The 14,014-nt window shown below is 68.2% G+C and carries 14 protein-coding genes; 9 read left to right on the forward strand and 5 right to left on the reverse strand.

The annotated features are described in order from the left end of the window. Positions 1-24 precede the first annotated feature (24 nt). From H7J06_RS01380 to rfbC, 6 genes are all read left to right on the forward strand, one after another. Positions 25-1,722 (forward strand): response regulator, encoded by a 1,698-nt coding sequence (locus tag H7J06_RS01380; RefSeq protein WP_264036299.1) that lies wholly within the window; start codon positions 25-27, stop codon positions 1,720-1,722. 43 nt (positions 1,723-1,765) lie between these two features. After that, complete coding sequence (locus H7J06_RS01385; RefSeq protein ID WP_264036300.1) at positions 1,766-3,235, forward strand: ATP-binding protein; 1,470 nt, start codon at positions 1,766-1,768, stop codon at positions 3,233-3,235. A 65-nt stretch (positions 3,236-3,300) separates the two neighbouring features. Then, on the forward strand, positions 3,301-4,146 hold the full coding sequence (locus tag H7J06_RS01390) for an LLM class F420-dependent oxidoreductase (protein ID WP_264036302.1): 846 nt from the start codon (positions 3,301-3,303) through the stop codon (positions 4,144-4,146). 30 nt (positions 4,147-4,176) lie between these two features. After that, positions 4,177-5,034 (forward strand): LLM class F420-dependent oxidoreductase, encoded by an 858-nt coding sequence (locus H7J06_RS01395; protein WP_264036305.1) that lies wholly within the window; start codon positions 4,177-4,179, stop codon positions 5,032-5,034. 27 nt (positions 5,035-5,061) lie between these two features. After that, a complete protein-coding gene (rfbB, locus tag H7J06_RS01400) occupies positions 5,062-6,057 on the forward strand; it encodes a dTDP-glucose 4,6-dehydratase (protein WP_264036307.1) in 996 nt (331 codons plus the stop codon). Further along, complete coding sequence (gene rfbC, locus H7J06_RS01405) at positions 6,054-6,662, forward strand: dTDP-4-dehydrorhamnose 3,5-epimerase (protein WP_264036308.1); 609 nt, start codon at positions 6,054-6,056, stop codon at positions 6,660-6,662. Before rfbB ends, rfbC begins: the two co-directional genes overlap by 4 nt. Positions 6,663-6,677: 15 nt before the next feature. Here the strand turns inward: rfbC and H7J06_RS01410 are convergent, their stop codons facing one another. The 4 genes from H7J06_RS01410 to H7J06_RS01425 all read right to left on the reverse strand — a co-directional run bounded on the left by H7J06_RS01410 (position 6,678) and on the right by H7J06_RS01425 (position 9,388). Continuing rightward, entirely contained in the window at positions 6,678-7,607 is a 930-nt protein-coding gene (locus H7J06_RS01410) for a metallophosphoesterase family protein (RefSeq protein ID WP_264036309.1), read from the reverse strand. Further along, positions 7,604-8,077, reverse strand: a complete 474-nt coding sequence (locus H7J06_RS01415; protein WP_372515206.1) for a cupredoxin domain-containing protein — start codon at positions 8,075-8,077, stop codon at positions 7,604-7,606. Before H7J06_RS01415 ends, H7J06_RS01410 begins: the two co-directional genes overlap by 4 nt. Before the next feature lie 79 nt (positions 8,078-8,156). Further along, positions 8,157-8,852 carry a Rieske (2Fe-2S) protein gene (locus H7J06_RS01420; protein WP_264036310.1) on the reverse strand — a complete coding sequence of 232 codons (696 nt, stop codon included), beginning with the start codon at positions 8,850-8,852 and terminating at the stop codon, positions 8,157-8,159. After that, complete coding sequence (locus H7J06_RS01425) at positions 8,849-9,388, reverse strand: RNA polymerase sigma factor (protein ID WP_372515207.1); 540 nt, start codon at positions 9,386-9,388, stop codon at positions 8,849-8,851. Before H7J06_RS01425 ends, H7J06_RS01420 begins: the two co-directional genes overlap by 4 nt. 212 nt (positions 9,389-9,600) lie before the next feature. Between H7J06_RS01425 and H7J06_RS01430 the strand changes: the two genes are divergently transcribed. Genes H7J06_RS01430 through mmsB form a run of 3 tightly spaced genes read left to right on the forward strand, consistent with a single transcriptional unit; the run spans position 9,601 to position 13,184 of the window. Continuing rightward, entirely contained in the window at positions 9,601-11,121 is a 1,521-nt protein-coding gene (locus H7J06_RS01430) for a CoA-acylating methylmalonate-semialdehyde dehydrogenase (RefSeq protein ID WP_264036312.1), read from the forward strand. 9 nt (positions 11,122-11,130) lie between these two features. Beyond that, entirely contained in the window at positions 11,131-12,294 is a 1,164-nt protein-coding gene (locus tag H7J06_RS01435) for an acyl-CoA dehydrogenase family protein (protein ID WP_264036314.1), read from the forward strand. A 14-nt stretch (positions 12,295-12,308) separates the two neighbouring features. Beyond that, the gene (gene mmsB, locus H7J06_RS01440; protein ID WP_264036316.1) at positions 12,309-13,184 is read left to right on the forward strand and encodes a 3-hydroxyisobutyrate dehydrogenase; all 876 of its coding nucleotides are present in this window, start codon (positions 12,309-12,311) and stop codon (positions 13,182-13,184) included. Here the strand turns inward: mmsB and H7J06_RS01445 are convergent. Continuing rightward, a complete protein-coding gene (locus H7J06_RS01445; protein ID WP_264036318.1) occupies positions 13,170-13,949 on the reverse strand; it encodes an HAD family hydrolase in 780 nt (259 codons plus the stop codon). The two genes, mmsB and H7J06_RS01445, sit on opposite strands and share 15 nt — an antisense overlap. Positions 13,950-14,014 lie beyond the last annotated feature (65 nt).

Genomic DNA, 14,014 nt, shown 5'->3' on the forward strand with positions numbered 1-14,014 from the left:
ACGACCAGCGCATAATTGATCTCGATGACCGGACCCACTTCGCAGCCCCGCCATCCCGTGATTCTGACGGTGGACGACGATCCCGCAGTGTCGCGCGCCGTCGCGCGCGACCTTCGCCGCCATTACGGCGAGCGGTACCGCATCGTCCGCGCCGAAAGCGGGCCCGACGCGCTGGCGACCCTCAAGGAACTCAAGCTGCGCGGTGACACCGTTGCCGTGCTCGTCGCCGACTACCGGATGCCGCAGATGAGCGGCATCGAATTCCTCGAAAAGGCGATGGACCTGTTTCCGCTGGCGAAACGGGTGCTGCTGACCGCATACGCGGACACCCACGCCGCCATCGACGCGATCAACGTCGTCGACCTCGACCACTACCTGCTCAAGCCGTGGGATCCGCCGGAGGAAAAGCTCTATCCGGTGATCGACGGGCTGCTCGAGGAGTGGCGCGCCGTCGGCGACCGCGCGATGCCCTACACCAAGGTGATCGGGCACCGCTGGAACCAGCGGTCGTGGGAGGTGCGCCAATTCCTGGCGCGCAACCAGTTCCCGTTCCGCGCCTACATGGCCGACGAACCGAAGGGCCTGCAGCTTCTCGACGCCGCGGGCCTCGACGGCCGTGACCTGCCCGTCGTGATCACCGAGAAGGGCGAGGCGATCGTCGAGCCGACCGACGGCCAACTGGCCGAGCTACTCGGCTTGTCGACCGAGCCGTCGCTGCCGATGTACGACCTCGCGGTCATCGGCGGCGGCCCCGCCGGGCTGGCGTCGGCGGTGTACGGCGCCTCCGAGGGGCTCGAGACCGTCCTCATCGAACGCACCACGACCGGCGGACAGGCCGGTCGCAGCTCGCGGATCGAGAACTACCTGGGCTTCCCGATCGGCGTGTCCGGAGCCGAGCTGACCAACTCCGCCCGCAGGCAGGCCGAACGGTTCGGCGCCGAGGTCATCACCACTCGCGACGTCGTCAAGCTTCACGTCGGCGAGGCGGCGCCGACGATCGAGTTCGAGGACGGCAGCACCATCGGCGCCCGCTCGGTCATCCTCGCGACCGGCGTCGAGTACCAGGAACTCAAGGTCGTCGGCTGCTGGAGTGACCCCGCCGATCCGGACGGCTGCAACTACGTCGGCCGCGGCGTCTACTACGGGGCCTCGGTGTCCGACGCCGAGGAGTGTCGCGGCGAGGACGTCTACATCGTCGGCGGCGCGAACTCGGCGGGCCAGGCCGCGATGTTCATGTCCAAGACCGCCAAGTCGGTGACGCTGCTGGTGCGCGGCCCCTCGCTGGAGGCGTCGATGTCGCACTACCTCATCGAGCAGATCGAGGGCAACGACAAGATCGACGTCAAGACCTGCACCGAGGTGGTCGACACGGTTGGCGAGGACGGTCACCTGTCCGGGCTGGTGCTGCTAAACCGGCAGTCGGGTGAGCGCGCCACGGTGCCCTCGGGACGGCTGTGCTGCTTCATTGGCGCGAGCCCTCGGACCGAGTGGCTCGACGGCGTTCTCGCCCTCGACGAGCGCGGCTTCGTGCTCGCCGGGCCCGACCTCAAGGACGTCTGCGGCTGGAATCGGGAACGTCCGCCGCACCACTTGGAAACAAGTGTGCCCGGTGTGTTCGTTGCAGGAGACGTGCGCTCTGAATCCGCGAAGCGGGTGGCGGCCGCCGTCGGTGAAGGGTCGATGGCCGTGATGCTGGTGCACCGCTACCTGGCCGAAGCGTGAGTGCCGGCGCCGCCGGCGAAGCCTAGAGAGAAGGATTGTCCCCATGGGCGAAACGTGTCTGCCCGACGAGCTTCGGACTCTGTTCCTGTTCGAGAAGCTGACCGACCGCCAGCTGCAATCGCTGTGCGCCCACGGACACCTTGCGCGGTTCGAGCCGGGTCCGATCTGCATCGAGGGTGAGGCTGCGACCTGCTTCTACGTCCTCATCGAGGGCGAGCTGGCGATGTCGAAGCGCTCCGGCGGTCTCGACATCGAAACCAACCGGACCTCGCAGCGCGGCGTGTACTGCGGTGCGTGGAGCGCCTACGTGGACGGCGTACCCCAGGTCTACGAGTCCTCGGTGCGCGTGACGAAGCCGTCGAAGTTCTTCGTCCTCGACGCGACCGCGTTCGGCGAGTTCGTCAAGGCCGAGCTTCCGATGGCGGTGCATCTGCTCGAGGGCCTCAAGGTCGGCGGTCTGCGCCAGCGGCAGATCATCGACCAGCGCGAGAAGCTCCTGGCGCTCGGTCAGCTGTCGGCGGGGCTGACCCACCAGCTCAACAATCCGGCCGCAGCCGCCGCCCGGGCGGTCTCCGATCTGCGCGAGAAGATCGCGGGCATGCGGCACAAGCTCGCAATGCTGGCCGACGGCAAGTTCAGCCCCGAGGGGTTGCGCGTCCTGGTCACCATCCAGGAGGAGGTGGCCGAGCAAGTCGCCAAGTCCAAGGCCCTCGAACTCACCGCGCTGGAGGCCTCCGATCGGGAGGACGCGATCGGCGACTGGTTGGAGGACCACGGCATCGTGGGGGCCTGGGACTACGCCCCGACCTTCGTCGAGGCCGGTCTGGACATCGACTGGCTGGAGCGCATCTCGGCCTCCGTCGACGCGGTCGACGCGACCGCGTCCCTGCAGGGAGCGATCGGCTGGCTGCGGTACACCATCGACACCGAGTTGATGATGAACCAGATCGCCGAGGCCAGCAGCCGCATCTCGGCGCTTCTGGCCGGCGCCAAGCAGTACTCGCAGATGGACCGCGCGCCGTATCAGAGCGCCAACGTCCACGAGCTGCTGCGCAGCACCATCATGATGTTCGGCGAGAAACTGGGCAAGGACAAGCCGGTGAAGCTGGTCAAGGAACTCGACCAGACGCTTCCCGAAATTCAGTGCTACCCAGGCGATCTCAACCAGGTCTGGACCAACGTCATCGACAACGCGATTCAGGCGATGGGTGGGCACGGCACGCTGACCATCCGTACCTCCGCGGTCGGTGAGGACGCCATCAAGGTGGAGATCTGCGACGACGGACCCGGCATCCCGCCCGACATCGCCGACCGCATCTTCACGCCGTTCTTCACCACCAAGGCCTTCGGGGAGGGCACCGGCCTCGGGCTGGACCTGGCCTGGCGCATCGTCGCCCAGAAGCACCACGGCAACATCCGGGTGGAGTCCAAGCCCGGTGACACCCGCTTCATCATCGTGCTCCCGCTGGTGGCTCCAAAGCCGGAGGAAGCTCCCGCCGACGCCGACGAATAGCCAAGCCTTCGGCTCAGGCTGATCGTGGCGGAATAGGCGCGACGACGCAACGGGTTGACCCAACCATGGCGAAACCAGAACTCGGCAAATTCGGCGTCTTCGGTCACTACGCGCAGTGGCAGCAGGTGCCACCCGACCAGCTTCGCGAGATCGAAGCCCTCGGTTACGGCGCCATCTGGGCCGGTGGGTCGCCGCCCGCCGAGCTCGACTGGGTGGATCCCATCCTGGGCGAGACCGACAAGCTGGCGTTGGCCACCGGCATCGTCAACATCTGGACCGCCGCGGCAGGCCCCGTCGCCGAGTCGTTCCACCGCATCGACGCGGCATACCCGAACCGGTTCCTGCTGGGCATCGGCGTCGGCCACCCCGAGGCCCACGCCGAGTACAAGAAGCCCTACGACGCCCTCACCGAGTACCTCGACGAGCTCGACCGGTACGGCGTCCCCAAGGATCGCCGCGTCGTCGCCGCCCTCGGACCGCAGGTGCTCAAGCTCTCGGCCCGTCGCAGCGCGGGCGCTCACCCGTACCTGACCACGCCCGAACACACAAGGCAGGCAAGGGAATTGGTGGGCCCCGACGCGTTCATCGCACCCGAGCACAAGGCCGTCCTCACCACGGACGCCGAGCAGGCCCGTGCCGTGGGACGCAAGGCACTCGAGATCTACCTCAACCTGGCCAACTACACCAACAACTGGAAGCGACTCGGCTTCACCGACGCCGACGTCGCGAAGCCGGGCAGCGACGCGCTGGTCGACGCCGTGGTGGCCCATGGCACTGTGGACGTCGTCGCCGCACGGCTCACCGAACACCTCACCGCGGGTGCCGACCATGTTCCGGTTCAGGTGCTGACGGGTACAGACAAGCTGGTGCCCGCGCTCGCCGAGTTGGCTGGACCGCTAGGGCTTCGATGACCGACCCCATCCGAAGGGACCGTTTCACGCATGACTGACGCAACCGATCTCAAGCCCAACCTCGGACGCTTCGGCGTCTGGACCGCAGGGCCCGTGACCCCCGAGCAGGCCAAGGAGATCGAAGGGTTGGGGTACGGCGCGGTGTGGGTCGGCGGCTCGCCGGCGGCCGACCTCGCCTTCGTCGAACCCCTTCTGGAGGCCACCAGCACACTGCAGGTGGCGACGGGCATCGTCAACGTCTGGTCGTCGCCGGCCGCCGAGGTCGCCGCCTCCTACCACCGCATCGAAAAGGCCTACCCCGGCCGCTTCCTGTTGGGCGTCGGCATCGGACACCCCGAGCACACCGACGACTACCGCAAGCCCTACGACGTGCTGGTCGAATACCTGGACGCCCTCGACGCCGCCAACGTCCCGACCAGCCGCCGCGTGCTGGCGGCACTGGGCCCGAAGGTGCTCAAGCTGGCCGCCGACCGCAGCGCCGGCGCCCATCCCTACCTGACCACGCCGGAGCACACCGCCCAGGCTCACGCGCTGATCGGCAACGCGGTGTTCCTGGCACCCGAGCACAAGGTGGTCCTCGCCAGGGACGCCGCCCAGGCACGCGAGATCGGTCGGCAGACCGTCGAGTTCTACCTCGACCTCAGCAACTACGTGAACAACTGGAAGCGCTTGGGGTTCACCGACGCCGACGTGCAGAAGCCCGGCAGCGACAAGCTCGTCGACGCGGTGGTGGCTCACGGCACCCCCGACGACATCGCCAAGCGCCTGCAAGAACACCTCGACGCGGGCGCCGACCACGTCTGCATCCAGGTGCTGGGCGGCCAGGACGCGTTGATCCCGACGTTGGCCGAACTGGCGGGACCACTGGGGCTCTCGCCCGCCGAGTAGACCGCGGCACCCGCTAGGTTCGTCACCATGCGATTGCTGGTCACCGGGGGTGCCGGTTTCATCGGTGCGAACTTCGTGCACGCGACCGTGCGGGAGCATCCGGAGGTTCGCGTCACCGTCCTCGACGCCCTGACCTACGCGGGCAGCCGCGAGTCGCTGGCACCGGTGGCCGACGCCGTGCACCTGGTGCACGGCGACGTCAGCGACGCCGATCTGGTCGAAAAGCTGGTCGCCGAGTCCGACGCGGTCGCGCACTTCGCCGCCGAGACCCACGTCGACAATTCGCTGGCCGACCCCGAGGCGTTCCTGCGCACCAACGTCGTCGGCACGTTCACCATCCTGGAAGCGGTTCGCAGGCACGGCATTCGACTGCACCACGTGTCGACCGACGAGGTGTACGGCGACCTGCCGCTGGGTGATTCCGTCCGGTTCACCGAGACCACGCCGTACAACCCGTCGAGCCCGTACTCGTCGACCAAGGCGGCGTCGGACATGCTGGTGCGATCGTGGGTGCGGTCTTACGGCGTGCGGGCGACGATCTCCAACTGCTCCAACAACTACGGGCCGTATCAGCACGTGGAAAAGTTCATCCCTCGACAGATCACCAACGTCCTGACCGGGCGACGCCCGAAGCTGTACGGCCTCGGCGCCAACGTCCGGGACTGGATCCACGTCACCGATCACAACCGTGCCGTGTGGCGAATCCTCTCGGACGGCGAACTGGGGAGGACGTATCTGATCGGTGCCGACGGTGAACGCGACAACCTCACGGTGATGCGCACGCTGCTGCGGCTGATGGGACGCGACCCCGACGACTTCGACCACGTCACCGACCGCGCCGGACACGATCTGCGGTACGCGATCGACCCGTCGGCGCTCCGCGACGAACTCGGGTGGACACCACTGCACGACGACTTCGAGTCCGGCCTCGCCGCGACGATCGCGTGGTACCGCGACAACGAATCGTGGTGGCGCCCCATGAAGGACGCGTCCGAGGCCATGTACGAGGAGCGCAACCAATGAGCTTCCGCGAGCTGTCGATCCCGGGCGCCTGGGAGATCACCCCGACCGTCCGCCCCGACCCCCGCGGCCAGTTCTTCGAATGGTTCACCGACGACGAGTTCACCGCGATGACCGGTCACCCGCTGAACCTGCGTCAGGCCAACGTGTCGGTGTCCGCGGCGGGCGTGCTGCGGGGCCTGCACTTCGCGCAACTGCCGCCGAGCCAGGCCAAGTACGTGACGTGCGTGCGGGGCGCGGTGTTCGACGTGGTCGTCGACGTCCGGGTGGGCTCGGCGACGTTCGGCCAATGGGATTCGGTGCTGCTCGACGACCGCGACCACCGAACCGTCTACCTGTCGGAGGGGCTCGCGCACGGATTCCTTGCGCTGGAAGACGATTCGACGGTGACCTACCTGTGCTCGGCGGGCTACTCCCCCACCCGCGAGCACGCCATCTGCCCTACCGACCCGGCGATCGGCGTCGACTGGCCACTGGTCGACGGGGCGGTGCCCAACCTCTCCGAGCGTGACGCGGCCGCTCCGAGTCTGGCCGACGTCTTGGCGGCGGGACTGTTGCCGACATGGGACGACGCGCAGGCCTTCGTCGAGGGCCTCGCGAGGCCCTAGCACCAGCAGCTGACCTCACGACAGCGTCCGTTCCTTCAGCGCGAGCGCCTGCTGCCCCTTGGTGTAGGACACCTCCCTGATCCCCAGCGCGTCGTGCAGTCGTCCCGGGGGCAGCGTCAGCGGCTTGGGTGCCGGCCCGTCACCGGGATGCGGCAGCGGGTACGCGGTGGTGGTGCCGCTGAAGAACGTGACATTGCCCTCGGTCTTCGAGAAGATTTGGTGCACATGACCGTTCAGGCATGTGACCGAGGCGAATCGGCGCAGGTACGACAGCGCCTCGACGGAGTCGTCGGTACCCCAACCCCAGTCTGGGTACATCGCGAACAGCGGGATGTGGCTGAACACGACGATCGGGGTGTCACTCGACAGGGGCGCCACGTCCTTCTTGACGAAGTCGAGTTGGTCCCGGCCGAGGTGCCCCAGCTTCGTCATGTTCAGCGTGTTCACCAACGCGATCACGTGCACTCCGGCGATGTCGAAGCTGTACCAGCCGTCGCCGCGGGTGCCTGCGCCGAATACGCTGCGGTATTTCTGGCCTGCGTCGTCCACCGAATCGTGCTCTCCGGGAACGGTGAACACGTGCGGCGTGCCGAGGCCGCTCATCATCTGCTTCACCTGGTCGAACTGCCCAGGTGTCGCGAGGTGGGTCAGGTCGCCCGTGTGGATGACGAAGTCCGGGGTGTAGCCGAGGCCGTTGATCTGCTCGACGGCGCGGGTGAACGAGCCGGTGACGTCGGTGTTGGCGGCGCCGGTGAAGCCGATGTGGCTGTCGCTGACCTGAGCGAACCGCAGCGTCGGCCTGTCCGGCGTGATGTCGGCGGCGCCCGCGACGTGGGAGATCACCTCACCGCCCACGACCGCCAGGCCGACTGCGGCACCGAACCACGCGCCGTGCCTGATGAGTTGGCGCCGGGTCATGGTGGTGGGGCTACGGTCCTCGGTCATGCGGTCACCACCACGGTGCCGTGCATGAACGGGTGAATCGAGCAGACGTAGTCGAACGTTCCCGGACGGGGGAAGGTGAACGAGAAGGTGCCGCCCGAGCCGAGCACCTGCGAACGGAAGGAGCCGTCGCCTGCCACGACGGTGTGGGGATCCTCGTCTCGGTTCGTCCAGGTGACGGTGTCTCCCACTCGAACCCCGAGAGACGCAGGGAGGAAGGCGAATCCGTCGATGGCGACCGCGTCGGGTCCCGCGGGCGGTGCGGATTCGGCCACCTGGGTCTGCGACGGCGCCACGCTGATGCCAGGCATGCTGCCCGTTCCCGCCATCCCGGGCGTGATGGACACGTCGCTGCTGAATGTCGGACTTGGTTGAGCTGCAGGATGATTGGCGGCGAAGCAGGCCGCCGTGAGGAATGACCCCATGGCGGCGGTGGACAGCGCGACGACGATGCGCTGAATTCGTCGGGACACGACGGTACCTCCGTTGTCGGTTGACGAGACCGCGGGCTGCGGATCTCTCGTCAACAGATAGGGAGGCGGGTTACACGGCTCAGGTCTGCTGATTGCCGCTCGGCGGCGCGAACACTTCGATGTTGCCGTTCACTTCGCGAACATTCAACGCCGGCAAGGGCTTCGGCGAAATCGGCAGCTGGTGGGCGAGCACTTGGCCGTCCTTCGAGAAGGACGTCGAGTGGCACGGGCAGCGCAGCCGGTCGTCGGGTGCGTCGAACCAGAGTTTGCAGCCCTGGTGGGTGCAGATGCCCGAGATGCCCTCCGGACGACCGTCGACCCGCCGGACGAAGCCCACGATCGAGCCGAGGTCGAATGGGCGCATCGCCCCCTCGGGCACCTCGGCGCTCGACGCGACCCGCTGCCACGCGCCCTTCGTCGGGACCAGATCCTGCGCCACGTCGACGTCGTCACCGTCGCCCGCCCCGAGTAGTCGGTCGACCGCCACCGCCGCCGTGGCCGCCGCCGACGTGCCCACGATGACCTGACGGCGGTTGGCCGCCAACCACGTCGGCGGAGCTTGCGTGGCGGCGGGCTCGTCGTCCATCTGCTCGGCGAGCCTGGCGTGCAGATCGTCGAGGAAGCCGGGACTGGGCTCGTCGGCGTGCTCCCGGGTGGCCGTGAGCTCGATGGCAGTGCGCATCTGTGCGGCCTCGAAGTCGTCCGGGGTGAAGCCCTTGGGCCTGCGGCCGCGCAGGAGGTCGTCGACGTACCTGTTCAACCCCTTCGCGTTCATGAGCCGCCCTTCTCGTTGACCTGTCCGGCGAGCCGAAGCGCCCGGTGTTGCAACACCTTGGCGTTTGCGACGCTGACGCCCATCTCCGTGGCCGACTCCTTGATCGTCCGGTTCTGCAGGAAGCGCAATTCCAGTATGCGGCGGTAGTTGTCGGGCAGGCAGCCCAGCACGGCCGCGACACGGCCGGGCGCGGTGCTGATCGCCTCCTCACTCTCGGGTGGCGCGGCGACGTCCTCGATCTCGGTGATCTCGCGACCCATGGTCTGCCGCCAGTGCGCCGCCAGCACCGTGCGCGCGGTGGCGCGCAGATACGCCCGCACCTCGGCGACACTCGCCGTCAGCCGCAACGGCCTCAGCGCCGCGAGGAACACCTCGGCGGTCAGGTCCTCGGCGTCGGCCCGGTTGCCGACCCTGGCGTAGATGGTGCGGTAGACCCACGTCGCGTTGTCCTGATAGACCGCCTCCCAGTCCGGGTAGCGACCGCCCGACACCACCAGGAGGGGGCGTGGGTGCGCGGGATCGCGTCGTGCCGTCACGTGTCGCCTGTCTTCGTCCGAGTTGGCCGTCCGACAAGGAATAGGGGCACGGGTTACAACCCGACTCGTCTCAGCGAAGCAGAGGTCGTGGTGGTGGGGGCCGGCGTGGTTCGGACTCCCAGCACCTTCACAGCGGGTCGAACCCCTTGCACGGTGCGCTGAATTTTTACTAGGATGTCCTAGTAATCGAATACCGTCGAAGGGCAGTCGTCATGACCACACAGATTCCGCACTTCATCGACGGCCGCCGGGTCGAGGGCCAGTCCGGCCGTACCGCCGACGTCCTCAACCCCAGCACCGGCGAGGTCCAGGCCCAGGTGCCGATGGCGTCCACCGCCGAGGTCGACTCCGCCGTCGAGATCGCCGTGGCGGCCCAGCGGGAGTGGGCGGCGTGGAACCCGCAGCGCCGCGCCCGCGTCATGATGAAGTTCGTCGAGCTGGTGAACGCCAACGCCAACGAGCTCGCCGAACTGCTCTCCTCCGAACACGGCAAGACCGTCGCCGACTCCCTCGGCGACATCCAGCGCGGCGTCGAGGTCATTGAGTTCGCGATCGGGATTCCGCACCTGCTGAAGGGCGAGTACACCGAGGGCGCCGGCGGCGGCATCGACGTCTACTCGCTGCGCCAACCGCTCGGCGTCGTCGCCGGCATCACCCCGTTCAACTTCCCCGCGATGATCCCGCTGTGGAAGGCGGGCCCGGCGCTCGCGTGCGGCAACGCCTTCATCCTCAAGCCCAGCGAGCGCGACCCCTCGGTGCCCGTCCGGCTGGCCGAGCTGTTCCTCGAGGCCGGGCTGCCCAAGGGCGTCTTCCAGGTGGTGCACGGCGACAAGGAGGCCGTCGACGCCATCCTCAACCACCCCGACATCCACGCCGTCGGCTTCGTCGGCAGCTCCGACATCGCGCAGTACATCTACTCGACGGCCGCGGCCAACGGCAAGCGCGCGCAGTGCTTCGGCGGCGCCAAGAACCACATGATCGTGATGCCCGACGCCGACCTCGACCAGGCCGTCGACGCCCTGATCGGGGCGGGTTACGGAAGCGCCGGCGAGCGATGCATGGCGATCAGCGTCGCGGTGCCGGTGGGCGAAGACACCGCAAATCGCCTGCGCGCCAGGCTCGTCGAGCGCGTCAACCAGCTGCGCGTCGGCCACAGCCTGGACCCCAAGGCCGACTACGGCCCGCTGGTCACCTCCGCGGCGCTGGCCCGGGTGAAGGACTACATCGGCCAGGGCGTCGAGGCCGGCGCCGAGATCGTCGTCGACGGTCGTGAGCGCGCCAGCGACGACCTCACCTTCGGTGACGCCAGCCTGGAGGGCGGCTACTTCATCGGGCCGACGCTGTTCGACCACGTCACGCCCGACATGTCGATCTACACCGACGAGATCTTCGGGCCGGTGCTCTGCATCGTGCGCGCCGACACCTACGAGGAGGCGCTGGCCCTGCCGTCGGAGCACGAGTACGGCAACGGGGTGGCGATCTTCACGCGCGACGGGGACACCGCCCGCGACTTCGTCTCGCGCGTGCAGGTCGGCATGGTCGGGGTCAACGTCCCGATCCCAGTTCCAGTGGCCTACCACACCTTTGGCGGGTGGAAGCGGTCCGGTTTCGGTGACCTCAACCAGCACGGCCCGGCGTCGATCATCTTCTACACCAAGGTCAAGACGGTCACCCAGCGTTGGCCCTCCGGCATCAAGGATGGCGCCGAATTCTCCATCCCCACCATGAAGTAGCGCCGGTTCATGGACTACTTCGGCCTCGACCCCGACGAACGCGTCATCGCCGAGACGGCGGCGGAGTTCACCGAGAAGCGAATCACGCCGTACGCCGTCGACTGGGACGCCACCAAGCACTTCCCGGTCGACGTCCTGCGGGCCGCCGCCGAGTTGGGCATGGCGGCGATCTACTGCTCGGAGGACGCGGGCGGCAGTGGTCTGCGCCGCCTCGACGGCGTACGGATCTTCGAGCAGATGGCCACCGGCTGCCCGACGATCTCGGCATTCCTGTCCATTCACAACATGTGCACCTGGATGGTCGACACCTACGGCACGGCCGAACAACGCAAGGCCCTGGTGCCGCGGCTCGCGTCGATGGAGCTGGTCGCCAGCTACTGCCTCACCGAACCGGGCGCCGGCTCGGACGCGGCAGCGTTGCGCACCAAGGCAATTCGGGATGGCGAGCACTACGTGATCGACGGGGTGAAGCAGTTCATCTCCGGAGCCGGCGTGTCCGACGTCTACGTCGTGATGGCACGCACCGGCGGTAGCGGACCGCGCGGCATCTCGGCCTTCGTCGTCGACAAGGACACGCCCGGCGTCGGCTTCGGCGCCGAAGAGGTCAAGATGGGCTGGAACGCCCAGCCCACCGCGCAGGTGGTGTTCGACGGCGTCCGGGTGCCCGCCGAGGCGATGCTGGGCGGCGCCGACGGCGAGGGCACCGGCTTCGGCATCGCGATGAACGGGCTCAACGGCGGCCGGATCAACATCGCCGCGTGCTCGCTCGGTGGTGCGCAGGCGGCCTACGACAAGGCGGTGTCGTACCTGGCCAGTCGCGAGGCGTTCGGCATCACCCTGCTCGACGAGCCGACCATTCGATTCACCCTCGCCGACATGGCCACCAAGCTGGAGACGTCACGGAACCTGTTGTGGCGGGCGGCGACCGCGCTCGACACCGGCCATCCCGACAAGGTCGAGTTGTGCGCGATGGCCAAGTTGTACGTCACCGACACCTGCTTCGAGGTGGCCGACCAGGCGCTGCAGTTGCACGGCGGCTACGGATACCTCCACGAGTACGGCATCGAGAAGATCGTCCGCGATCTGCGGGTGCACCGGATACTCGAGGGAACCAACGAGATCATGCGGGTGGTGATCGGGCGGTCGGAATCAGCCCGACGCCGCGCGTCTTAATTCAGGAGGTCTAGATGGCGACGATCGCGTTCTTGGGGCTGGGCAACATGGGTGGCCCGATGGCCGCCAACCTGGCCGCCGCCAACCACACGGTGCGCGGTTTCGATCTCGTCGCGTCGTTGAAGCACGCGGCAGAAGCCAAGGGCATCAGCGTGTTCGACAGCGGAGCCGAGGCCGCCAGTGAAGCCGAGGTGGTGATCACCTCGCTGCCGAACGGTGCCATCGTCAAGGCGTGCTACGCGGAGGTGCTGCCCGCCGCCAAGCCGGGCACGCTGTTCGTCGACACCTCGACCATCTCCGTCGACGACGCCCGGGCCGTCAACTCCCAGGCAGAAGAACACGGCCACGCCCAGGTCGACGCACCGGTCTCCGGTGGCGTCAAGGGCGCGACGGCCGGCACGCTGGCGTTCATGGTCGGCGGCACCGACGCCGCCGTCGAGCGTGCCAGGCCGGTGCTGGAACCCATGGCGGGCAAGATCATTCACTGTGGCGGCTCCGGCAACGGTCAGGCCGCCAAGGTGTGCAACAACATGGTCCTCGCCGTGCAGCAGATCGCCGTCGGCGAGGCGTTCGTCCTGGCGGAGAAGCTCGGCCTCTCGGCCCAGTCGCTCTTCGACGTCATCACCGGGGCGACGGGCAACTGCTGGTCGGTGCACACCAATTGCCCGGTGCCAGGGCCGGTTCCGACGTCGCCGGCCAACAACGACTTCAGGCCGGGCTTCGCGACCGCGCTGATGAACAAGGACCTCGGACTGGCGATGGCGGCCGTGAACTCGACCGGCTCGGCGGCACCGCTGGGCACCCACGCCGCGGAGATCTACGCCGAGTTCGCGACCGACCACGCCGACAAGGACTTCAGCGCCGTCATCGAGCTGCTACGCGGCAGCTGACCGGCTCCCCCGCACCCACGGCTCGGCGTGCAGCCGCCGGCAGTCGGCGACGCGCAGACCGTCGTAGTCGGCGCGGGCACCGGCCACCTCGGGGTCGACCAGCACCGCGGGCATGCCGGCAGCGGCCGCGCCGCGTACCCCGTCGCCGGAGCCGGTGAACGCCAGTGAATCGTGTGCCGGCGCACCCATCTCGGCCAGCGCCATCCGGAAGCCGGCACCGAGCGGGGCGGTCGGGGGGAGATCGTCGGCGGTGACGACCGTCTGGATCAGGCCGTCGCCGACCAATTGCCGCACCAGCGGTTCGACCCATTGACGGCGACCGGTGCTGACGACGCCGACGGCCACCCCCGCGGTGAACGCGTCGGTGACCAGGTCGACCAGACCGGCCCTGGCGTCCAGGTCGGCGCCGAGCATCACCGCGTCGAGCAGCCGGGACTTGGTCGCGCAGATCTGCTCGACGAGAACCTTGAGCAGGACGTCGCACTCGGTACAGACGCCCCTCGCGCGGAGTTCCGCCGCGACCCGCTGCCGCTCGTCGGGCAGCGCCAGCAGCTTGCGGTACCGCGTTGCCGACCAGGTCAGGCCGAGCCCGTGCGCGGCGAAGGCGGCGTTGAACGCCAGCCGGTGCCCCCCGCACTCGACGTCGCCGAGGGCGTCGAGGTCGAAGACCACCGCGCTCAGCGGGTGCGAGTCCGCCGGGCTGGGGCGCGACGAGTCCCACCAGAACCGGCCTGCCCGCCACGCTTTGTCCGGTGTGATCGTCATGGCTCACACAGTGGTCCACGTCACATGCCAGGCGCCTCCCCCATCCGGGGGATTGAACGGGTCAA

This window comes from Mycolicibacterium hodleri (genome assembly GCF_025822245.1).
Classification (GTDB): Bacteria; Actinomycetota; Actinomycetes; order Mycobacteriales; family Mycobacteriaceae; genus Mycobacterium; species Mycobacterium hodleri.

What these genes read in the sequence shown, in the direction of transcription:
- H7J06_RS01380 (WP_264036299.1), top strand. Translation starts at nt 25, where the DNA reads ATGACCGGACCCACTTCGCAGCCCCGCCATCCCGTGATTCTGACGGTG.
- H7J06_RS01385 (WP_264036300.1), top strand. Translation starts at nt 1,766, where the DNA reads ATGGGCGAAACGTGTCTGCCCGACGAGCTTCGGACTCTGTTCCTGTTC.
- H7J06_RS01390 (WP_264036302.1), top strand. Translation starts at nt 3,301, where the DNA reads ATGGCGAAACCAGAACTCGGCAAATTCGGCGTCTTCGGTCACTACGCG.
- H7J06_RS01395 (WP_264036305.1), top strand. Translation starts at nt 4,177, where the DNA reads ATGACTGACGCAACCGATCTCAAGCCCAACCTCGGACGCTTCGGCGTC.
- rfbB (WP_264036307.1), top strand. Translation starts at nt 5,062, where the DNA reads ATGCGATTGCTGGTCACCGGGGGTGCCGGTTTCATCGGTGCGAACTTC.
- rfbC (WP_264036308.1), top strand. Translation starts at nt 6,054, where the DNA reads ATGAGCTTCCGCGAGCTGTCGATCCCGGGCGCCTGGGAGATCACCCCG.
- H7J06_RS01410 (WP_264036309.1), bottom strand. Translation starts at nt 7,607, where the DNA reads ATGACCGAGGACCGTAGCCCCACCACCATGACCCGGCGCCAACTCATC.
- H7J06_RS01420 (WP_264036310.1), bottom strand. Translation starts at nt 8,852, where the DNA reads ATGAACGCGAAGGGGTTGAACAGGTACGTCGACGACCTCCTGCGCGGC.
- H7J06_RS01430 (WP_264036312.1), top strand. Translation starts at nt 9,601, where the DNA reads ATGACCACACAGATTCCGCACTTCATCGACGGCCGCCGGGTCGAGGGC.
- H7J06_RS01435 (WP_264036314.1), top strand. Translation starts at nt 11,131, where the DNA reads ATGGACTACTTCGGCCTCGACCCCGACGAACGCGTCATCGCCGAGACG.
- mmsB (WP_264036316.1), top strand. Translation starts at nt 12,309, where the DNA reads ATGGCGACGATCGCGTTCTTGGGGCTGGGCAACATGGGTGGCCCGATG.
- H7J06_RS01445 (WP_264036318.1), bottom strand. Translation starts at nt 13,949, where the DNA reads ATGACGATCACACCGGACAAAGCGTGGCGGGCAGGCCGGTTCTGGTGG.